This window comes from Prochlorococcus marinus str. MIT 9302 (assembly GCF_000759975.1).
In the GTDB taxonomy this organism is placed as follows: domain Bacteria; phylum Cyanobacteriota; class Cyanobacteriia; order PCC-6307; family Cyanobiaceae; genus Prochlorococcus_A; species Prochlorococcus_A marinus_M.
Map to the genome: position 1 here is coordinate 177,997 of NZ_JNAM01000011.1, position 21,439 is coordinate 199,435.

General features: G+C 33.0%; 24 protein-coding genes. 11 read left to right on the forward strand and 13 right to left on the reverse strand.

The genetic code is table 11. From position 1 onward, the window contains the following. Positions 1 to 11: 11 nt before the first annotated feature. A complete protein-coding gene (gene surE / locus EU96_RS01890) occupies positions 12 to 821 on the forward strand; it encodes a 5'/3'-nucleotidase SurE (protein WP_032527204.1) in 810 nt (269 codons plus the stop codon). Here surE and EU96_RS01885 read toward each other — a convergent pair. Next, on the reverse strand, positions 801 to 1,334 hold the full coding sequence (locus EU96_RS01885; protein WP_032527205.1) for a DUF3611 family protein: 534 nt from the start codon (positions 1,332 to 1,334) through the stop codon (positions 801 to 803). The genes surE and EU96_RS01885 overlap by 21 nt on opposite strands. A gap of 68 nt (positions 1,335 to 1,402) precedes the next feature. On the opposite strand from EU96_RS01885, the gene EU96_RS01880 reads away from it, so the two are divergent. From EU96_RS01880 to EU96_RS10665, 5 genes are all read left to right on the forward strand, one after another. Then, on the forward strand, positions 1,403 to 2,326 hold the full coding sequence (locus EU96_RS01880) for a bifunctional riboflavin kinase/FAD synthetase (RefSeq protein WP_032527435.1): 924 nt from the start codon (positions 1,403 to 1,405) through the stop codon (positions 2,324 to 2,326). Positions 2,327 to 2,333: 7 nt separating this feature from the next. After that, positions 2,334 to 3,389: a thiamine phosphate synthase gene (locus tag EU96_RS01875; protein WP_032527206.1), complete on the forward strand. Its 1,056-nt coding sequence runs from the start codon at positions 2,334 to 2,336 to the stop codon at positions 3,387 to 3,389. Further along, the gene (gene thiS / locus EU96_RS01870; protein WP_032527208.1) at positions 3,379 to 3,588 is read left to right on the forward strand and encodes a sulfur carrier protein ThiS; all 210 of its coding nucleotides are present in this window, start codon (positions 3,379 to 3,381) and stop codon (positions 3,586 to 3,588) included. The genes EU96_RS01875 and thiS overlap by 11 nt, the downstream gene beginning before the upstream one ends. A 112-nt stretch (positions 3,589 to 3,700) precedes the next feature. Further along, positions 3,701 to 3,868, forward strand: coding sequence for a hypothetical protein (locus tag EU96_RS10390; protein ID WP_193741353.1), 168 nt, complete (start codon positions 3,701 to 3,703; stop codon positions 3,866 to 3,868). 67 nt (positions 3,869 to 3,935) lie between these two features. Then, on the forward strand, positions 3,936 to 4,067 hold the full coding sequence (locus tag EU96_RS10665) for a hypothetical protein (protein WP_011376917.1): 132 nt from the start codon (positions 3,936 to 3,938) through the stop codon (positions 4,065 to 4,067). Positions 4,068 to 4,071: 4 nt separating this feature from the next. Here the strand turns inward: EU96_RS10665 and larB are convergent, their stop codons facing one another. The 4 genes from larB to era are packed head-to-tail and all read right to left on the reverse strand — an operon-like array spanning position 4,072 to position 7,300. Beyond that, positions 4,072 to 4,728: a nickel pincer cofactor biosynthesis protein LarB gene (gene larB, locus EU96_RS01865; protein ID WP_032527209.1), complete on the reverse strand. Its 657-nt coding sequence runs from the start codon at positions 4,726 to 4,728 to the stop codon at positions 4,072 to 4,074. After that, positions 4,725 to 5,171 (reverse strand): TIGR03792 family protein, encoded by a 447-nt coding sequence (locus EU96_RS01860; RefSeq protein WP_032527210.1) that lies wholly within the window; start codon positions 5,169 to 5,171, stop codon positions 4,725 to 4,727. The genes larB and EU96_RS01860 overlap by 4 nt, the downstream gene beginning before the upstream one ends. Further along, entirely contained in the window at positions 5,168 to 6,388 is a 1,221-nt protein-coding gene (gene trmD, locus EU96_RS09870; protein ID WP_072014702.1) for a tRNA (guanosine(37)-N1)-methyltransferase TrmD, read from the reverse strand. The genes EU96_RS01860 and trmD overlap by 4 nt, the downstream gene beginning before the upstream one ends. Next, complete coding sequence (gene era / locus EU96_RS01855; protein ID WP_032527211.1) at positions 6,389 to 7,300, reverse strand: GTPase Era; 912 nt, start codon at positions 7,298 to 7,300, stop codon at positions 6,389 to 6,391. It lies immediately after the preceding gene. Positions 7,301 to 7,338: 38 nt separating this feature from the next. Here era and EU96_RS01850 point away from each other — a divergent pair, with 38 nt between their 5' ends. After that, positions 7,339 to 7,866: a hypothetical protein gene (locus EU96_RS01850; RefSeq protein WP_032527212.1), complete on the forward strand. Its 528-nt coding sequence runs from the start codon at positions 7,339 to 7,341 to the stop codon at positions 7,864 to 7,866. A gap of 51 nt (positions 7,867 to 7,917) precedes the next feature. Here the strand turns inward: EU96_RS01850 and EU96_RS01845 are convergent, their stop codons facing one another. The 5 genes from EU96_RS01845 to EU96_RS01825 all read right to left on the reverse strand — a co-directional run bounded on the left by EU96_RS01845 (position 7,918) and on the right by EU96_RS01825 (position 13,698). After that, on the reverse strand, positions 7,918 to 8,655 hold the full coding sequence (locus EU96_RS01845; RefSeq protein ID WP_032527213.1) for a Bax inhibitor-1/YccA family protein: 738 nt from the start codon (positions 8,653 to 8,655) through the stop codon (positions 7,918 to 7,920). Between the two features lie 73 nt (positions 8,656 to 8,728). Continuing rightward, the gene (locus EU96_RS01840; RefSeq protein WP_032527214.1) at positions 8,729 to 9,685 is read right to left on the reverse strand and encodes a PhoH family protein; all 957 of its coding nucleotides are present in this window, start codon (positions 9,683 to 9,685) and stop codon (positions 8,729 to 8,731) included. A 36-nt stretch (positions 9,686 to 9,721) separates the two neighbouring features. Next, positions 9,722 to 10,066 (reverse strand): 30S ribosomal protein S16, encoded by a 345-nt coding sequence (rpsP, locus tag EU96_RS01835; protein ID WP_032527215.1) that lies wholly within the window; start codon positions 10,064 to 10,066, stop codon positions 9,722 to 9,724. Positions 10,067 to 10,120: 54 nt separating this feature from the next. Continuing rightward, positions 10,121 to 11,545: a signal recognition particle protein gene (ffh, locus tag EU96_RS01830; protein WP_032527216.1), complete on the reverse strand. Its 1,425-nt coding sequence runs from the start codon at positions 11,543 to 11,545 to the stop codon at positions 10,121 to 10,123. A 47-nt stretch (positions 11,546 to 11,592) separates the two neighbouring features. Next, complete coding sequence (locus EU96_RS01825) at positions 11,593 to 13,698, reverse strand: IMS domain-containing protein (protein ID WP_032527217.1); 2,106 nt, start codon at positions 13,696 to 13,698, stop codon at positions 11,593 to 11,595. A 115-nt stretch (positions 13,699 to 13,813) separates the two neighbouring features. Here EU96_RS01825 and pdhA point away from each other — a divergent pair, with 115 nt between their 5' ends. Further along, complete coding sequence (gene pdhA, locus EU96_RS01820) at positions 13,814 to 14,887, forward strand: pyruvate dehydrogenase (acetyl-transferring) E1 component subunit alpha (RefSeq protein ID WP_032527218.1); 1,074 nt, start codon at positions 13,814 to 13,816, stop codon at positions 14,885 to 14,887. 1 nt (position 14,888) lies between these two features. Here pdhA and EU96_RS01815 read toward each other — a convergent pair whose 3' ends face one another. Together EU96_RS01815 and EU96_RS01810 are read right to left on the reverse strand one after the other, a co-directional pair. Further along, complete coding sequence (locus EU96_RS01815) at positions 14,889 to 15,830, reverse strand: RpoD/SigA family RNA polymerase sigma factor (protein WP_032527220.1); 942 nt, start codon at positions 15,828 to 15,830, stop codon at positions 14,889 to 14,891. Between the two features lie 140 nt (positions 15,831 to 15,970). Further along, a complete protein-coding gene (locus EU96_RS01810) occupies positions 15,971 to 17,536 on the reverse strand; it encodes a bifunctional ADP-dependent NAD(P)H-hydrate dehydratase/NAD(P)H-hydrate epimerase (protein WP_032527221.1) in 1,566 nt (521 codons plus the stop codon). 46 nt (positions 17,537 to 17,582) lie between these two features. Here EU96_RS01810 and mnmA point away from each other — a divergent pair, with 46 nt between their 5' ends. Then, entirely contained in the window at positions 17,583 to 18,740 is a 1,158-nt protein-coding gene (mnmA, locus tag EU96_RS01805) for a tRNA 2-thiouridine(34) synthase MnmA (protein ID WP_032527222.1), read from the forward strand. Here the strand turns inward: mnmA and EU96_RS01800 are convergent. Then, the gene (locus EU96_RS01800) at positions 18,733 to 20,220 is read right to left on the reverse strand and encodes an acyltransferase (RefSeq protein ID WP_032527223.1); all 1,488 of its coding nucleotides are present in this window, start codon (positions 20,218 to 20,220) and stop codon (positions 18,733 to 18,735) included. The genes mnmA and EU96_RS01800 overlap by 8 nt on opposite strands. Before the next feature lie 86 nt (positions 20,221 to 20,306). Between EU96_RS01800 and EU96_RS01795 the strand changes: the two genes are divergently transcribed. Both EU96_RS01795 and sodN read left to right on the forward strand, forming a co-directional pair. Further along, entirely contained in the window at positions 20,307 to 20,879 is a 573-nt protein-coding gene (locus tag EU96_RS01795; protein ID WP_032527225.1) for an FKBP-type peptidyl-prolyl cis-trans isomerase, read from the forward strand. A gap of 78 nt (positions 20,880 to 20,957) precedes the next feature. Then, the gene (gene sodN, locus EU96_RS01790) at positions 20,958 to 21,431 is read left to right on the forward strand and encodes a superoxide dismutase, Ni (RefSeq protein ID WP_025894879.1); all 474 of its coding nucleotides are present in this window, start codon (positions 20,958 to 20,960) and stop codon (positions 21,429 to 21,431) included. Positions 21,432 to 21,439 lie beyond the last annotated feature (8 nt).

Sequence of the window (21,439 nt, forward strand, 5' to 3'; positions counted from 1 at the left end):
TGTGTTGATTAATGGAACCATTAAATATATTAATTAGTAATGATGATGGTGTTTTTGCAGAAGGGATAAGAGCATTAGCAAAATCAGCACAAAAAAGAGGCCATAAGGTAACAGTAGTATGTCCTGACCAAGAAAGATCGGCTACTGGACATGGTCTCACTTTACAATCTCCACTAAGAGTGGAAAGAGCTGACGAATTATTTGGAAAAGGTATCAAAGCATGGGGATGTTCAGGGACACCTGCTGATTGCGTCAAATTAGCACTATCTGAATTATTGGATAATAAACCTGATCTAGTTCTATCTGGAATAAATCACGGGCCAAATTTAGGGACAGATATTTTTTGTTCAGGAACTGTTGCAGCAGCAATGGAAGGTACTTTAGAAAATGTTCCCTCTATGGCAATAAGTGTTGCAAGTTTTAAATGGAAGAATTTTGAATTTGCTGGAGAAATTGCAATGAATATTGCCGAACAAGCAATTAAAGATAGTTGGCCATCCTCACTCCTTTTAAATCTAAATATCCCGCCCTGCGAGAAAAATAAAATAAAAGAATTATCCTGGACAAGATTATCAATCAGAAAATATAAAAATCAATTTTCTAAACGGGAAGACCCAAGAGGTGATGATTATTATTGGTTGGCAGGGGAGGTAGTTTTAGATCTTAAATCAAAAGGTTATGGTCCAAAGAATTGGCCCAGTGATGTATCTCAAATACAAGAGAATAAAATATCACTTACACCAGTTGAACCAGACTTGTTTTGGAGAGGTGGTTTGGAGTTATTGCCTAAAATAGAAAATTCATTTGTAAATCCTTCTTAAAAGCCATAAGGAAAAGCAAAGTCCAAAGAAGTGAGCAGCAATAACTTGTGTGTTACTTAGCACCGATAAAATCTCAAGTCCAGTAATTGGGATATCAGATGTCGCTGTTATCAATTGTCCAGTTGTTTGAGAGGATGCTTGTATAAAAAGAGCACCCATAAGTGCTTGATATCCAATTAATCCAAACAAAATCCCCAATAAATCAACGACTAAACCTCTTTTTATTAATTTACTCGTTTGTCCTCTTGAGGGTCTTGCGTTGCTTGCGATTGCTCTTCCTGTTCTAACTATTAACCAACCTTGCCAAAGACTAAAAAGTAGTAAAATCAAGGATATTGTTGTAAGTGATAGGCCAGGTGCCAAGCTAAGCTGTCCTTCGCTATTATTTACAACATTTGAGAAAAGCAAAACAGCTGTCACAACAACACCTAAAATGGATTGAGTCCAAAAGCGTATCCATCCAATGCGCCGCATTCCAAATGAAAGCGACTGAAAATCAATTTTGTCAGACATTCATTTGATTGCATAAACTATTATCTATTCAAATTTGCCATCAAAATCATAAAATTGCACGTAATCTTTTGATCTCTTTAATATCGCCATCTGAAGTTAAGAATCCTACTTCAATAGCTATTGGAAGTTTTGATGGCCTTCATGCTGGCCACAGAAAATTAATAAAAAGTGTAGTTGAAGAAAATCAATATACCCCAACAATTGCGAGCTTCTGGCCTCATCCCAGAGAAGTTCTATTCAAAGAGACGCGTCTTAGGCTTGATCTCCCTTATGAAAAACTACCTATTCTTGAAGATCTAGGGATTGAACAATTAGTTCTGATTCCTTTTGATAAGGAACTATCTAAATTAAGTGCAGAAAGATTTGTAAGAGATATTTTGATAAATCAATTACAAGCAAAAAACATTTCTGTAGGTGCTAATTTTAAATTTGGTTTCAAAAGAAGTGGAGACATAAATACTATCAAAAACACGATTAAAGATACGGATATAAAACTAAAAATTACTCCAATTCTAAAAGATAAAGAAGGTAGAATTAGCAGCAGCAGAATAAGAGATTTATTAGAGAAAAGTGAACTGAAAAATGCTTTCAAAATTCTTAAAAGGCCTTATAGTTTTAATGGAAAGGTTGGTAAAGGTAAAGGGATTGGAAAAAGTATAGGATGGCCAACTGCAAATCTTGAAATAGATGGCAGGAAATTTTTACCTGGAGAAGGAGTCTACGCAGCTTGGACAACTATAGAAAATTCCAACCAAAAAATTGAATCTATTATGAATCTTGGCCCTCAACCAACAATAAGTCCTTTATTGCCATCTGCAGTTGAAGTTCATTTAATAAACAAAGATATCGATCTATATGGTTTAAATTTATCTGTAGAACCAGTTGAAAAGCTTAGATCTCAAATCCAGTTCAAGAATATAGATCAACTTTCTAATCAAATTAAAAAAGATAGAAATAATGCACTAAGAATTTTTAAAAACATCAAAAAATAATTTACAAATGCATAATTTCAATACTAAAAACGCTGAAGATTTAAGAATTTATCAAATTATTGACGCTAATCTAGACAGAGCTAGAGAAGGCTTAAGAGTTCTTGAAGATTGGGCTAGATTTGGGTTAGGGGAAAATGATTCTGTTAAAAGGATAAAAAATTTTAGACAAATTTTAGGAAAAAATCATTTAGAAGTTTATAAACAATCTAGAAATCATATTGAGGACAAATGCAAAGGATTGACTCATCAAGAGCAAATCAAAAGAAAAACCTCTGAGCAAATTATTAGTTCTAATGCAGGCAGAGTTCAAGAAGCATTAAGAGTCATAGAAGAATTCTCAAGGCTACATAATCATGAGCTTTCAAAAATCGCTTCGGCAATTAGATATGAAATTTATACTATAGAAATCGCCCTATTAAGTTTAAGCAAGTTTAAGAAGTCGGAGGAAATACTAAAAGAAAATGACTTATATGTAATCACAGATCAAAAGGATAATTTAATAGAAATAATAGAAGAGATTTTAATTGCGGGAGTAAGAATCATTCAACATAGATTTAAAACGGGAACTGATAAAGATCATCTGCAAGAAGCAATTCAGATTAAAAATCTATGTAAAAGATATAATTCATTGTTCATCATTAACGATAGGGTTGATATAGCTCTAGCATCAAATGCAGATGGTATTCATCTCGGACAAGATGATTTAGACTTAAGAACAGCGAGAAAATTATTGGGGTATTCAAAAATAATTGGTATAAGCGCAAATAATGAAATTGATATTTCTAAGGCTATCAAAGAGGGTTGTGATTACATAGGAATAGGACCAGTATTTGAAACTGCAACAAAAAAGGAGAAAAAACCTTTAGGTATTGAAAAAATCAAAACATTAACAAAAGATTTAAATATTCCTTGGTTTGCTATCGGAGGTGTTACTACTAATAATATTTCATATTTAAAAAGCAATGGGTTTAAAAAATTTGCCTTGGTTTCGCAATTAATGAATTCTAAAGATCCAAAAGAAGACGCTATTATGATCTTGAAAGAGTTGTCTCATGAAAATTAAAGTAAATGGAGAGGAAAAAACAATAGAACTTGATCAAGAAAATGCTCTACTATCTAAAGCTCTCGATTCCATGGGATATAGACCAAACACAATTGTTGTCGAACTAAATAGTTTAATTATTAATTCAATAAAATGGGAAAAAGTGAAACTTAAAGAAGGAGATAATTTAGAAATCGTTTCAATAGTTGGTGGTGGTTAAAAGAAAAGATCTTTGAATATTAAAAATCTTCATAATTTTTTAAGTTTAAGCTTGAAACAATAACCCATTTTTTTCTTTTTTCGTTTTATATTCTTATTACTAAAATAAATTGATGAAAGAAAAAGCTGATAACAATTCAAGGTCCTTAAAATGGGAACAGAATGGGGAGTTAGCCCATAAAGATTTATTTGAGCTAATTGAAAGATTAAAGAATGTAGAAAGCGAACATACCTCTTCTGAGTTGTCTAGATTAGGTACAAAATCAAACATAAAAGATTAAATTTGTTAATTAGATCTTGTTTTTATAAAAATCTGTACCAAATTATAGTTACTGAATAAAAAAATAAATGCCGAAAAGATTTCCAGAGTGGGTAAACACTGAGGTCGTGATTAAGGCAATCAAAATGCGAGAAGAAGGAATGCTTTCAAAACAACTCAATTTATGGATAGAAAACCTATTAGAAATCGAAAAAAAGTAAGTATTTAAGAAATACTTTTAATAATTCTTAGTGCTGCCATTGCTGCTCCATATCCATTATCTATATTCATAACTGCAATACCTGGAGAACAACTTGACAACATACTATTTAAAGCAGTTTCTCCATTCTTGCTAACTCCGTAGCCGACTGAAACAGGTACAGCGATTATCGGTTGAGCCAACAATCCTCCCACAACAGTTGCCAAAGCACCTTCCATTCCAGCACAAACAATTAATACATCATATTTATTAATTTCTTCTAACTGACTGATTAATCGATGAAGTCCTGCCACTCCAACATCTATAAAAGATTGACAATTCACTCCATAAATTTCAAGTGCTAATTGAGCTTCAAGTGTTACGGCCAAATCACTTGACCCTCCTGAAATTATGGCAACTTTTTTATTTGTATTTAGTTTATTCAAATTATCGCCAATTATTAGGCATTTTGCTTCTTCATAGAATCGTCCATAATCATACAAATCTAAAAGATAATTAGCTTTTTCACTATTAATCCTAGTAATAAAAACAACCTCATTTTTACCTAATACATTTTCAGATAATCTCTTTAATTGATCAATACTCTTGTCTTGTCCCCAAATTGCTTCAATGAGTCCAAGCCTCTCTCTTCTTTGGAAATCAAACCTAATATCAAAATTCATCTTTGCTTATCTAACTCTCCCTCATAAATTAATTCAAAAGGATTTTTCCTAACATTTAAAGCAGCTTTAACATTATCTTCAAACTTTTCTTGTACTATATTTACTTCTGACAATGGTATACTTTTCCATAATTTTTTACTTTTCCAATTTACTAATATTAAAGCCTCTTCTTTTTCTTTATCCCAAAATAATTGTCTCCCCAAAAAACCCTCTTGAGAAGATAACCATGGCTCCCAAATTTCTTTTTCAGCATTCAACCATGTTCCTTTTGCATCGGCAGGGACTTTAAGTCTTAATTCCTCTATGACCATTTCACCTTGATAATTATCCATAGTAAGAGCTTTTAAATTGGGAATATCAGATTGAAAAATTAAAACTACCAAGCAAATTAATACTAAAAAAAATCTTTGAAAATTTTTTTCCAAATTTAAATTTAATTTCATTTTTTCTCAAGTAGCACTACTGAATGGCAACTTATACCTTCTTCTCTTCCTTCAGGTCCCAATTTTTCATTTGTAGTTGCTTTAATCCCAATTAGATTTTCATCAATATTTAAGATCTCAGAAATGTTTTTTTTCATTAGTTTTATATGTGGCATAATTTTTGGCCTTTCAGCGACAAGAACACTATCAATATTATTTATTTCCCAACCATCTTGTCTTATCAAGTCAATTACTTTTGATAACAAAAACAAGCTATCAGCATTTTTCCATTTTTCATCAGATGGGGGGAAATACTTTCCTATGTCTCCCAGCGAAAGTGCTCCCAATAATGCATCCATTATTGAGTGACTTAACACATCAGCATCACTATGACCATCCAATCCTAATTTATCGGGATGATGTAATTTTACACCTCCAATAATTAAATCTCTTTCCTCTACTAGTCTGTGAATATCGTATCCATTACCTATTCTAAATTTCATGAATTGATTATATTCTTTTATTATTCTCTTACTTTGTGGGGATTTTTTGTAGTTTTCATTTGAAATTAAGTCACTTCTTCTCTCCAATGTTCTTTCAATACTTTTTCGTTTTCTCCATGATTTAATCTCTTCATGATTACCGCTAACTAAAATATCTGGCACTTTCATATCCTTAAAAGTTAACGGTCTCGTGTATTGAGGATATTCTAATAAAGAAGAATTATGACTCTCATCCACCAAGGAGTCTGGATCACCAAGAGTTCCTGGTAATAATCTTGTCAAACCGTTAATTATTGATATGGCGGGTATTTCTCCTCCAGAAAGTACATAATCGCCTATCGATATCTCTTCATCAGCTAAACATCTAATCCTTTCATCAAAACCTTCATATTGACCACAAATAATTATTATTTGATCCAAAGTGGACCATTTCGCAAGATCCTTTTGCTTTAAGACTTTACCCTGTGGGGTCATCAACAAAGTTTTACTTTTAGGTGATTTTCTAATTGATTCATATGCTTTATAAATAGGTTCAGGTTTTAAAACCATACCTGAACCTCCTCCGTAAGGCTTGTCGTCTACTTGTCTATAAGAACCTTCTCCATATTCTCGCAAATCATGTAAATTCACATCGATCAAATTCTTATCTAGAGCTCTTGTTATAACCCCTAAATTATTTATTAATTCAAAAGCTTTAGGGAACAATGTAATTACATCAAAATTAAAACTACTCATCTAGAAATCTTCCTCATAACCAAACTCAATTAACCTTGATTCTTTTTTTCTCCAATTTGGAACAACTTTCACAAACAATTCCAGGTGAACTGGACCATCAATCAATTTTGACATATTTGATCTTGCTGACTGACCAATAATTTTTAACATTGAACCTTTCTTTCCAATAAGAATGCCTTTTTGAGTTGATCTTTCAACAATAATGGTAGCCAAAATAGCTGTAAAACTTTTGCCATTTTTTCTTTTCATTTCCTCTATCTTTTCTATTTTTACTGCAACACTATGAGGTACTTCTTCTCTTGTATTTATTAATACCTGCTCTCTTACCAAATCAGATAATAAATTATCTAATGGTTGGTCGCATATCATCTCTTCGCCATAAAGTTTTGGTCCCTCTGGAAGAAAATTAAGTGCCATATTGATTAGTTCAGAACATCCTTCTCCTTTAGAAGCACTTACAATTTGAAAATTTCTATTAACTCCAAAAAATCTTTTATATTGATCTAATCGTAAATTCCTAAATTCTTTATTAACCAAATCCCACTTATTTAATGCCACAATAAACTCAGTTTTATTCGCGATTAAAAAGTTTAATATATATTCATCACCTCTACCAGGTTCTTCACTTGAATCAATAACAAAAATTACCATATCAACTCCATTAATTGCAGATTTGGCATTTTTTACTAATATCTCTCCAAGGCGATGATGAGGTTTATGAACACCTGGTGTGTCGACAAAAATTATTTGTCCATTGTTTGTAGTAAGTATTCCTTTTAATTTATTTCTAGTAGTTTGCGCTATTGGAGAAGTAATTGTTATTTTTTCTCCAATCAATTTATTTATTAAAGTAGATTTACCAACATTTGGCCTTCCTAGTAAAGTTACAAACCCAGATCTATAATTGTTCAAAGACTTTTAATGCATCAATAATAAAATTCTGATCAAAAATGAAAAAAAAAACCATAAATTTAAAAGAAGCTTCTTTTATGCAAGCAATAAACATATCCGCACAATGGTGTAAAGAGTGGGGAGAAGATTTACTTAGCGAAGAGGTTTTAGCAGATAGAATTGCAGAGCTAATTAAAACAAGAAATGGACTCAGAGGATTTTTTGCGTACGCGTTATCAGATAAAGATTGTTTTTTGTTAGATAAACTTCCTTTTTCACTAATTTTCAAACTTAACGAAGGTGGAAATGCTGTAGTAGAAATAATAGTAAAAAATTTAATTATGAGTACCGCTCAAATTATTATTCATCGAAGAGAAAATAATCATGAATATGAGATAACATCAGAAAATATCTCAGATAGATGTAAAGCTATTTTGAGACTACTGGAAACAAATTTAGTTACAAAGGCTATTAATCAAGTCCTTGAAGACCTAGATAATATGGGTAATAGTTTTGATAATTCAATAAAATATGATTCAGAGCAAAAGGAATTTATAAAAAAACAATTTCTTGATATCGCCCAATAAAAAAGCGTAGAAACAATTCTACGCTTTGAGTTAGACATTTAAATAATTTGTTTAGTCTCTTCTTCCACCGCCTTGCAGTGCAATCATTAATCTCAATATAAAAACAAAAAGATTGATATAAGTCAGATACATACCTAAAGCCCCTGCTAGATATTGATCATCATTATATCTTCTTGGCATTACATAGAAATCTACAAAAGACATTGCAACAAATAAGACAGTTCCAAATCCTGCAATTATCAATTCAAGTCCTGAACCTCCAAAAACTCCTGGAGCAAAGAAACCTCCAATTATTTGGACAAACATTGCTATGAGAAGACCTATTAAACCGAGGCCAACAACTCCACTTAATGCTTGACCAACACTATCGCTCATTCTTTGACCAGTGTAAGAGGCAATAACGAAAGTTATACCTGTAGCTAATGCAGCTGTTCCGACAGAACCAATACCTATTGTTCCTATTGCTAGAGCAACTATTCCGCTTAATGTAAATCCGGTTAGCAAACTAAATCCCGTTAGTAAAGGCAATGCCTTTGCATTATTTGCATTATTAGCAGCGCTTGTGGCTATAAAAAACAAAATCAATTCTGCAATTAAAGCTACTATTGAGAGAGGCTGGAAAAGTCCAGGATTTGTTGCTATCAGTGAGACACCTGCTAAAACACCTAAGGAAGTTAGCACCATACCCCCACCCACGTAAGGTAGAGCTTTTTGAACAACATTAGGTCCAACAATCGAGCTGGTTTGAGCTTCACGAATAGCTTGATTAAAATTACTACTTGCTGGCATTTTTATAATTAAATATGATTTTATTCTACTTGATTTTTAAAATTTCAGGGTACGGATCACCAGAGTTATAAATTTATTGATAACCCTCAATAATTCTTTGAACTAAAGGATGACGAACTACATCTTCAACAGTTAAATAACAAAATTTTATCCCTTCAGTTTCATAGAAAATTCTTGATGCTTCTATAAGACCGCTTTCCTGATTTTTTTTTAAATCAATTTGTGTAATATCTCCGTTAACTACCATTTTTGATCTCTCACCTAATCTAGTTAAAAACATTCTCATTTGAGAGCAAGTTGTATTTTGTGCTTCATCTAAGATAACCAAAGAGTTATCTAAGGTTCTGCCTCTCATAAATGCTAAAGGTGCAACTTCAATAATTCCTTTATCTACTAACGAATTTGTTCTATCAAACCCAAAGATACTATGTAAAGAATCAAATAGGGGTCTTAAATATGGATCTACTTTTTGTTGCAAATCGCCAGGCAGAAATCCCAAACTTTCACCAGCTTCTACGGCTGGTCTGGTTAGAACAATTTTTTCAATTTTTTTCTCGTTCAGTAGTCTTGCTGCGCAAACAGTTGCCAAAAATGTCTTACCAGTTCCAGCAGGACCAATTGCGAAGGTAAGATCAAAATTTTCAATTGATTCAACATATTCTTTTTGCCTTATAGTTCTTGGTCTTAAATATCTTCCTTCTTTGGAACGCGCAAGAACTTTTTTCCCAAGTGCAGCATGCGAAGATGACTCTCCCATATTTAAAGAACTTAAAGCCGCTTTAAGATCTACCTCTGGCACTTCTAAACCTTGCTCCCAAATTGGTCTTGTCAGCTCTACTAATGCTGATGCCCTCTCAATCTTAGATATAACTCCGTTCATCTCAAGTTGTAAGCCTCTTATAGTTAGAGAAACTCCCGTTAAAGACTCAAACTTTTTTAAGAAAGAATTCCCTGGTCCAGATAATGCTGTAGCAGCATCTGAGCTCGGCAAATCTATTGTGAAGTGACCAGTTTTGGAAACTTCCTTCATCTAGTTGTTGTATAAGAATAAAAATTTATCAAACCACTAGCTTTCAGCTTCATTACTATCATTTTCTTCGTCTTTGGTTTTAGCTTTAGCTAATTTTTCCTTCTCTAACTTTGCCTTACCAATAGCGATAGAAGGTCTTTCTATCTTTTCTAATAACCCTCCCTTTTCTAATAATGTCCTTACAACATCAGTTGGCTGAGCACCCTGAGTAAGTCTTGTTCTTAAAGCTTCTGTGTCAAGCCTAGTTTCCTTAGTTCTAGGGTTATAAAAACCTAGTTCTTGTAGAGGTCTACCATCTCTTCTGGAAGTACTATTGCATGCAACAATTCTGAAACTTGCCTCTTTTTTCTTTCCAAAGCGCTTAAGGCGCAGTTTAATCATCTTAAATCAATGCGTTTTTTATAATAATATCATTGAAAGGTAAAAATTTAGAAACTATAAATCAGCAAACCCTTTTTTCTTCTTATTATTTTTTTGTTTTTTCATTGGTTTATTACCACTAATACCTCCCATTCCTGGCATTCCTCCCATTCCTGGCATTCCTCCCATTCCTGGCATTCCTCCGTTGGACATTTGTTTCATGAAGCCTCTCATTCTTTGAAAATCAGCTAATACTTTATCTACATCTTTTGCTTCATAACCACTACCCTGAGCAATTCTTTGTCTTCTTGAGGGCTGAGCAGCAAGAACTTCAGGTTTCTGTTTCTCCTGAATAGTCATCGAAGAAATCATAGATTCTATTTTCTTTAGTTGATCTTCTCCATCTTTAATCATCCCATCATCAATTTTATTCATTCCAGGAATCAATTTAATCAATCCTCCAAGTGATCCCATCCTCTTAATTAATCTCATTTGCTTAACAAAATCATTAAAATCAAAAGTCGCTTCTTGAAGTTTCTTTTGCATAGCTTCTGCATCAGCAAGTTCAACTTCTTTTTGAGCTTTTTCAACAAGTGTCAATACATCACCCATGCCTAAAATTCTGCTAGCCATTCTCTCTGGATGAAATGGTTGCAGTGCCTCTATTTTTTCACCTACTCCTATAAATTTGATTGGTTTACCACTTATTTTTCTTATTGATAATGCAGCCCCTCCTCTTGAGTCTCCATCCAACTTAGTTAGTATCGCTCCTGAAATTCCTACTTTTTCATGAAATGACTTTGTTAAGTCAGCAGCTTCTTGCCCAATCATAGAATCAACAACAAGCAAAACTTCATCAGGATTAGAAACTTCTTTTATTCGTACCATTTCACTCATCATGGAATCATCAATTTGCAATCTTCCTGCGGTGTCAATAATTATCGAATTAAAATCATTTTCACTAGCAAAATTCAATGCGTCCTTTGCTATTTCTTCTGGTTTGCTATTTTTTTCTTGAGCTGAAAAAACTTCCAAGTCATATTGACTTCCCAATGTTTGAAGCTGCTCTACAGCTGCTGGTCGATAAATATCTGCAGCTACTAAAAGAACTTTTTTATCTTTTTCCTTCAAATAAAGGCCTAATTTTCCTGTAGCAGTTGTTTTACCCGCTCCCTGAAGTCCAGCCATTAAAATAACTGTTGGACTATTTTCATTTTCGTTTAATGGAGAATTTTCATTCCCCATAATGTTAATCAATTCTTTATTTACAACTTCTATAAATTTTTGACCTGGGTTTACACCCCTAACTACCTCTTCTCCGATAGCTTTATCTTGGACATCTGATATAAACTCTTTGACTACAGACAAACTAACATCTGCATCAAGGAGTGCTCTTTTTACCTGCTTCAAGGCATCGTTGATATTATTTTCACTAATTTTTGCTTCGCCTCTTAAACCCTTTACTGCGTCTTCAAAGCGTGATGAGAGTTCATCAAACATTATTTAAAAGTAATTTTAATTATTATAGATGATCTAGAAATTTATACTTACAGGCCGCTTACAAAATCAACCAATTTCCATGATTTATTAGAAAAACCAAAAATATATTTAACTTTCAAAGGATTCAATGATGTTTCATTAACAAATTCTCCAGAGTTCTTTATTATTCTTTCTAAATAATTTAATTCAACTGAAACAACTATCCTAGACGAAGTTTGTGATTCCAAATCTATCTTCCGTATTTGGGAATTAATTTCTTTATAGATTCCTTTCTTGATATCATTTTTTCTTTCTTCGATTGTTCTATCAATCAGACCACTACTCACAATCTTGGAAAGATTAAGTTGATTCTTTCCAGCCAAATAATTACTTTTACTTAGAAGCCAAAAATTAATTAAATTTCTTATCTCTTCTAAAGAAGGTGAGGCTTGAGTGACTTCTTTGACTTGAAAGCTATTGATAGCAATAGGTTTCTTAGTGCTAGACTTCAATTCATTTGCAGAGTCTTTTTTGATTTCTTTAATAATAACTTTCTCAATAACCTTTTGATTTTTATCTGCAGCTATTAATGGTTTATCCTCAAGAGTTTTATCTTGAACTGCATTTTTGAAATTATTTCTTAAAAATCCAATCCCAATACCAAATGCAAATAAGATCAAAAAAGAATAGAGATAAATTGAATAAGGTGAGAAACCATTAAACTCTTGATCCTTCAAAAATTCCCCAAAACCAAACTTTAATTCAGCAATTTTTTCAATTAAGTATCTATAAAACTCTATTGATTTATTCTTAAATATTTCCTCATTAAATTTATTTTCTTGTACATCAATCTTTTCATATTCTTGTTTTATTCCACCTGGCCAGGGCAATCTCCTTTCATCAGAATTGGCTGTATTACTATCAAAATCTTCAGTAATTTTTGTAGAAGATTCTTTTTTAATCTGTTGACTCTGAAGATTTAATTTGCTTGTAGTTTTATTTGTTTTCTTTTCTAATTTTTCAACAAATTCTTGAATTTCCCGATCTTCAAACCAAGAATCTAAATCTACGTCTTTTGAGTCAATATCTCTATAGCCAACTAAAACATCATTTTCTAACCAATTTTTACAAAAAATACATATAGCTTCTAACTTATTTCCTGGATAATTATTAAGCCAATCTCTTAATTTTTCATCAGAACTGCTTGAGAACCTTGCAGAAGCCTGATCAATATCTGCCAAGAGCAAATCTAAACAACCAATAAGAGGCATAGAATCAAGGCCTGATAAATTTAGTTTCTTTAAAATTCTCCTTGCTTCAAATAATTTTTCAGGCTTTCTTCTCGAGAAACCAATTGCTGACAATGCTAGAAAAGCTAAAAATCCTGCTTCTAATGATCCCCTTTTTTGTAATTCAAGAAACAAATCTATCTGTTCTTGCACTGATAAATATGGTTTAATTTGCTGAAAAAAGACTTCAAATTCTTGCTGATTTAGATAATCTCCATATTCAGATTTATTATTACCTTCCAAACCTCCTCTTTTAATTATTAGATTTTCCAACATATTTAAACCTTTTTTATGTGACTCCTGATCACTTATATCCCTACTAAGTAGATCTAAAATCCTGTAAGGGAGAAGAGAAGCCAAGTCTTCTTCAAGTTCTTTCCTTAATTCACCAAGCTTTCCCATTCTTTGAAGAAGTTGTATACCTTCATGTAAAAAGTCTGCAGCGTTTGAATAAGATCTAAACTGTTGTTCTTGAATTGCAGAATCTCTAGCAGTTAAAGCAGCTAATAAAGTAAGATCGGCTTCTCTACTACTTCCTAAAGCTGGAGTTTGCGGGGGCTGTAAAGCTTTTCTTGTAATTTTGAAAGCTTCTTTTGGGGAACCTGATTCCCAAAGAAGTATTAACCCTGCTACTTCTCTATTTGAGGAAAACTCTAATCCAGATGCTCCATTTATTAACAAATTTTCGTATTCTCTCCTACTTTCTGGATCTGTAAGCAAATCAGCGGTAAGGCGAAGCAACTCGGATCTTTGAGTTAAAACTTCATAAGTAAATCCTTCATCAGGCGTTTTGTCCAAACGTAATTGAAAAGCCCTTAATATTTCCTCAGATGATGCAGAGGGGGTTACGCCAATTAAACGAAAATGATCTAAAGGAAGTTCCAAACAAATATCCTATTAAAAAATTCTTTAGATAAATTTTATCAAGTTAAAAAAATTTTTCATAAGGTCATAGAGACTTATTAAAAAAATTCATGAAAATCGACCTTAACGCCTTAGAATGTCAACAAATCAAAACTTCATTAAGGTATTTTTCTTGGAAACACACGTAGAGAGAATCTCAAATCTTCAAGACATAAAACAAGCCAAATTAGATCGAGAAACCGGATTATTTCTTTATGAAGATATGACCCTTGGACGAAGATTCGAAGATAAGTGTGCAGAAATGTACTATAGGGGAAAAATGTTTGGTTTCGTTCATTTATATAACGGACAGGAAGCTATTAGCACTGGAGTAATTGGTGCCATGAAAAAGAAACATGATTGGTTTTGTAGTACCTATCGTGATCATGTCCATGCATTAAGTGCAGGGGTTCCCTCCTTTGAAGTGATGAGTGAACTTTTTGGTAAAGCTACAGGTTGTAGTAAAGGTAGAGGAGGGTCAATGCACTTATTTTCAAAAGAGCATCATTTGTTGGGAGGATATGCATTTATTGGAGAAGGAATTCCAGTTGCTTTAGGGGCAGCCTTTTCAAGTAAGTATAAAAAGGAAGTTGCTGGTAATAAAAGTAGTGATGCAGTAACTGCAGCATTCTTTGGAGATGGAACCTGCAATAACGGACAGTTTTTTGAATGCTTAAATATGGCCCAATTATGGAAATTACCCATAATTTTTGTTGTGGAGAATAATAAATGGGCGATAGGTATGGCTCACGATAGAGCAACCAGCAATCCGGAAATCTGGAGAAAAGCCTCTGCTTTTGGGATGCATGGTGAGGAAGTTGATGGAATGGATGTTTTAGCAGTAAGAGGAGCAGCAGAAAGAGCAATTGAGAGAGCTAGAGCTGGAGAAGGACCAACTCTTCTAGAATGTTTAACTTACAGATACAGAGGACATTCTCTCGCAGATCCTGATGAATTAAGGTCAGAGAAAGAGAAAGAGTTTTGGGGAAAAAGAGATCCTATTAAGAAATTAGCTAGAGAAATTATTGATAGGAAATTCGCAACGGAAGAAGAATTAAAAAGTATTGAAAAGAAAATAGATGCAGAGATATCAGAGTCCGTTAAAAATGCTTTAGAAGCACCTGAACCTCCTTCAGAGGAATTAACAAAATATATTTGGGCCGAAGATTAGATTAAATACCGCTAGGTAATTTTCTAGTTAAATTTCTTAATTTCCTCAATGCCTTAAGTTCTACTTGTCTTACTCTCTCTCTAGAAACTTCTAGTAATCTTCCTATTTCAGCAAGTGTATGTCTCTCATTTCCGTCTAGTCCAAACCTTAATTTAAGAACATGTTGCTCTTGCTCGCTTAAATGACTTAACCACTTCCCAAGTTGTTCTTGATGCATTTTCTGCTCAACTTGGTCTAAAGGCTCTTCATTATTACTATCTGCAATCAAATCACCTAAAAAGCTGCGACCATCATCTCCATTAACTGGAGCATCTAAACTACTTGTTGATAGAGCTTGTCTTAAAACAGAATCTAATTCTTCCACATCAATTTGCATTTCTTCTGCAATTTCAATTCTGCTTGGCATCGCACCAAGCTTATGTGCCAAATCCCTACTAACTTTTCGTATAGAGGCTAATCTTTCGCTCAAATGAACTGGTAAACGGATCGTTCGTGATTGGCATGCAATTGCTCTTGTCATACTTTGTCGAATCCACCAAAAAGCATATGTAGAGAACTTATATCCTCTTGTCGGATCAAATTTTTCAACAGCCCTCTCCAAACCAAGAGAACCTTCTTGAACTAAATCAAGAAGTTCTAGTCCTTTGCCCTGGTATTTTTTTGCCACACTTACAACTAATCTTAAATTTGCTTTCATCATTCTCTCTTTTGCTCTTCTACCAACTTTTATTGTCCTTTTTTGATGATTTGAAAATTCTTTAGTTTTTTCATTTAATTGGCCATCTTCTGTAAGAAGCATCATCTTTTGGACTTGATTACCCAATTCAATCTCTTCAGCAGGTGTTAACAAAGGGACTCTCCCAATATTTTGCAAATACCAACTTATAGGATCATTACTTCTCCTTTTTTGGGGTTTTGATTGTACTGGTATTGATGAAACCATTTTTATGACCTGATTAGGTACTAAAACTCTCCTACATTTTTTTGTAAACAGCCAAATATTTAATGCCCGCTTCAGATTTCAGGTAACATTTGTGTATTTATGTGTTTAAAACTAAAAATAACTCTCTTAAATTGTTTCTTTCAAGATATTTGTCTCATTTTTCTATTTCTCATTAATTTTGATAATTCATCACCAATAGCAGAAGCATTTGACCCAGTTTTAGACTTTGATGCAGCAAATGAATGTAAAAGTACGTATTTAGCAAAAAAATCAGTCGTTATATTTTTACAAAAGGTCAAATCAATCGCAGCACTGCCAGCTACAAATCCAGATAAAAGATCACCTAATCCAGCTCTAGCTGTCTGGGAATCAGTCCCAAAAAGTTGCCAAGCTTTTTTATTGTCAGCAACTATGCTATTTGCTCCCTTTAACAAAACACTAATATTAAATTCTTTTGCCGCATTAAGAGCTAGTCCAACACTACTTTCAGATTTAATATTGGGGAATAACCTTAAAAACTCTTTGCTATGAGGTGTAATCCATGTTTTAGACTCTCTCTCTAAAAAGAATTTTGATCCTAATTTAGATTCGGAAATTCTGTTAAGTGCATCCGCATCCAATATCAATAATCCTTCAAAATCAATAAGGTAGTCTTTTGATTTTTGCCAATCATCACTGTCAATGCCTATTCCTGGACCTACAACTAATGAATCAAATGCACTTAAATCAATATTCTTTAATGCACTTAATAATGATGCATTTCCATTTTGATTACATTGCATAGTTCCTTTTAAAACTATTTCTGGGGCAACTTGCCAAATAGATTCAGCAACTATTCCAGGGAGGACCGCAGAGATAAATCCTGCTCCACTTGCTATGGCCCCTTTTAATGCCAAGTATGCAGCACCAGGATATTTTTCACTTCCGGCTATTAGTAATGTTCTACCTCTTTGATATTTGTTCGAATTTTTTGGTAAAGAAGGTAAATCAATATTTTTTATATCTTTGTAAGTAACCTTAAAAATCTTTTTATCAACATTGGACAATTTACTAATAGGTACCCCAACATCTATATGGTGCAATTCTCCAATAAAAGGTAAAGCAGAATCTTGAGTCAACCCAATCTTATAAAGACCAATAGCCAAGGTATAGTCTGCCTTTACTGCGTCATCTAAAAAAGGCTCTCCTTTATCAGGACATAATCCTGTTGGAATATCAATACTTATTACTTTTCCAGATTTTTTATGAAATTTTTGATTAAACACTTTAATTAATTTTTCATCAACTTTTCTTGTCTGATTATTACCAAAAACTGCATCAATCCAAAGCTCTTTTCCATTTGCATCAGGAGGCTCTACTAATTTTGTGACACCAATAGATGTAAGATAATTAAGGTGGTTATTTGTTAATGTTTTTTTGATCGGGAATGGACACCATACCTGAACATAAAAACCTTTCAAAAAAAGCTCTCTAGCTATTACTGCACCATCACCACCATTATGCCCAGGACCTATAAAAACAGTTATTCCATGCTTGAGAAGAGGTTTCTTTTTTAAGAGCCATCTACTAATTTGGATACCAGCTTTTTCCATCAATGCTTCTTGTGGCATTCCATCAGAAAACATTTCTTTCTCTAATATCAACATTTGCTTTGAATCAACAATTAAATGTTCAGAGTCAATTGTTGGCCATACAATTTCATTCATAATGAGTACAAAGCAATTGAAGTACTGTTCAAAAATTTAAACTTCCATGTTAAAGACACAAAAGGATAAAAAATTAGAGAACTTTTTTTCTTCTAATAATAAAACTAAAAAGAAGAAAAATATTATTGTAGGTCTTTCTGGTGGCGTAGATAGTTCCCTTTCAGCTGCTCTTCTCGTAGAAAGAGGCTGGAATGTTGAGGGACTAACTCTTTGGCTAATGAAAGGACAAGGCTCCTGTTGTTCTGAAGGATTAGTAGATGCTGCTGGCCTTTGTGAAGATTTGGGAATTAACCATAAAATAATAGACTCAAGAGAAATTTTCGAAAGAGAGGTAATTAAAAAAACTACTGAAAGCTATGAGAAAGGATTCACTCCACTTCCATGTTCGATGTGCAACAAGAATGTGAAGTTTGAAGAGATGCTCAATTACGCAATAAGCAAAAAAGACTTTACCCATATTTCTACCGGACATTACGCAAGGATAAAAAAATCATCTTATGCTAAAACACTTGATTGCAAGAGCCTTGTATTTAAGGAATTCCTTCTTCTTAGAGGTGCTGACGAAAACAAAGACCAAAGTTATTTTCTTTATTCTCTTTCTCAAGAAGTACTAAGCAGATTAGAATTTCCTCTTGGTGAAATGAAAAAAGAAGAAACAAGAAAGGAAGCCCTCAGATTAGGCCTTAGAACTGCTCAAAAACCAGAAAGTCAAGATTTATGTTTAGTTGAACATTATGGATCAATGCAGATATTTATCGACAAACACATAGAACCCAAAGAAGGAGAAATTGTGCATGTAAATGGGAAAGTCCTTGGGACGCACAATGGAATTCAGCACTTTACGGTAGGTCAGAGAAAAGGGTTGGGCATTGCTTGGCCGGAACCACTATATGTAAAAAGTTTAGACAGGGTAAAAAACATAGTTTATGTAGCAGACAAAAGTGATCTATTTAATAAGGAAGCAATAATTATTAAGGTTAACTGGGTTTCAATCGAAGAACCTGAGAAAGAGATAGAAGTAGAAGCACAAATCAGATATAGAAGTAATCCAGTAAAAGGTACATTAATACCTTTGAAAAATTTAGATAATACAACTACAACATTTAAATTAATTTTTGAAGAAAGTCAAAGTTCGGTAACGCCCGGACAAGCTGCAGTTTTTTATAAAGGAGAAATTTTATTAGGTGGTGGATTAATTAGTTAATTTTCCAAAAGATATTTAATCCCATAAATAATATAAACAAAAACAAAATAGGTTTATCTCCAAATTTTGTATAGAAAGTCTTTTCGGATGAAAAATTAGGGAACACTATTTCATTTTGCTCAACATCATAATCTAAAAGTTTAATTATTTTTCCATCATCTTGAACTAAACCCGAAGGGCCGGTATTTGATACTAGTAAATTATTTTTCTTATTTTCAATACTTCTTAATCTAGCCAAAGATAGGAATTGATTATAAAGCTTAGCTGGATATGGATCTAAATTTGCTGCAGTTATTATTAGTTTTGCACCACTATTAATAGCCTTTCTTATTTCTAGTCCATCACTAATTTCGTAACATATAGCTACTGCTAGTGGGGGTGTAAATTTAGGATCAAAAAATCTTGAATCAGAGCCTGGTTGAATTCCTCCTACTGCGGATAATCCTCTTGAAAAACTATCTAGAAATCTAGGTATTTTTTCACCTATTGGAACAAGTCTATTTTTATCTATAAATGAGGTAAAAGATTTATCTCCAATTTGAAATCCGAGTAAAGAACTTCTTAACTCATTATTTGAATTTCTGAAACCTCCAGCTAACATATTAACCTTAATGCCTTCAGTTAGATTAAAATTATTAGATAGAGTTCCTTCAGGAGCAACAAGAAGTTTCGCTTTGTTTGATAAAGCATATTTTTGAGCGATAGATAGCTTTTCTTCAATAAATTCATCATTTATTTTTAATTTTTCTCTTGTTGGTATATTAGTTTGCCAAATAGCTACTGGATATTCATAATTTCTTTTTATTGGAGTTGTTAAACCTCCAAATAAATGTAAGAAAATAAAAACCAAAAGTCCTAAAAGAAATATTTTTTTAAAGTAAAATTTTCTTTCCCATCTACCTTGAATATAAAAAATCCAAAATCCAATCAATATTTGTAATACGCATAAACCACTTGCACCAATCCATCTTGCTAAACCAGCAAGATAAATATCACCTGGGATAAGACTCTCTCCTATACCTATCCAAAAAAAAGGTGTTTGAGAAAGTATCAATTCACCAATACCCCAAGTCAAAGATAAAAAAAATACTTTTACTGTTAAAGATAATATTTTCATTTTGAAAACATCCTCTCTCCAGAGAATAATTTCAACTAACAATCCCCATAAATAAACTAATATCCCACCCAAAAAAGCGCAAAATAATAATATTAAAATGGTAATAATTAAACTTGCAAGCCATGAAAACCCAAGCCATGTCAATGGATGAAGATCATAAAGCCAAGAATGACTTATCAAGATAAAGAAAAAACCCCAACAAAAATTTGCTATTCTCCTTTCACTTCCCTTCCATAAAATAAATAATGATATCGGCATAAAAATCAGCCAAAAATGAGTTGAAACTGAAATTCCTCCTAAAATCCCTCCTAAACAAGGGTAAAAATATTGTCTTAAACTTTTAATTTGAGTTGGGATTAACAATCTAAAATTACGAAATTAAATTTATAATCACCCATTTATTGTACCTTCATTCTGTAGACTAAGTTTTAGTAACTTTCAAAATTTAAGTGAAAGAAGTCTTTATTAGTTTTGCAGTTTTTGTTTTTTGTGTTTCATTAACTCTTTTCAGTCAATTTAATTCACCACAAGTTGTTAATGCTGCTGAATCAGAAACTCAGTCAGTTCAAAGAACACCTGTTGCAAAATCATCAAATATCTCAAATAATAATTTATTTGAACTAGACCCAACAGATCCAAATCCTATACTTTTCGCTATGGCAGAAGAAACACCATCAGACAACAATTCAAGGACTACAGAAAGTGGTCTAATTATTGCAGATATCGTAAACGGGGAAGGAGATGAGGCCAGTGCTGGGCAAACAGTTACTGTAAATTACACAGGAACTCTAGAAGACGGGACACAATTTGATACCAGTATTGGCAGAGCTCCATTCAGCTTTCCCTTGGGTGCTGGACGAGTAATAAAAGGTTGGGACGAAGGTGTAGCAGGCATGAAAGTTGGAGGGAAAAGAAAATTAACAATACCTCCGGAACTTGGATACGGATCAAGAGGAGCTGGAAATGTAATACCTGCTAATGCGACTTTAATATTTGAAGTTGAATTATTAAAAGTCAATTAAATTAAGTAAGAAAAATATCTAAGACTTTTCAATTTAGTTAATCTCCAAGTAATATATATACAACACCAAATATTTGAAATGTTAAGTAAATTCATCAATTCTTTTCTAGATAAAAAATCTCCAATGACAGTCCATGCTCACTGCGATGGTCCTTGTGGTGTTTACGACCCAGCATCTACTAGAGTTGCAGCTGAAGCAGTTTTATCAATGACAAAAAAACTTATTGCATTAGAAGCTCCTTCTAGCACTGATTCAGCAGAGTGGGCTGCATACAGTAATACATTTTCTAGATATGTTGCAGTTAAAGAAGAGCAAGCAAAAGAAACAAAGAAAGAGATTCTAATTTTGTGGACAGATTACTTTAAACCAGTTCACTTAGAAACTTATCCAGACTTACATGAAACCATTTGGAAGGCGGCCAAATTATGCAGTGCATGCAAAGTTAATATTGACTTAGCCCAAGCTGAAGAACTCATGAGTTATGTAGAAAAAATTCATAATATTTTCTGGGCTTCAAAAGGAAGATCAGACGCTTTTGTAAAAGCTAGTTAATCAGAGTT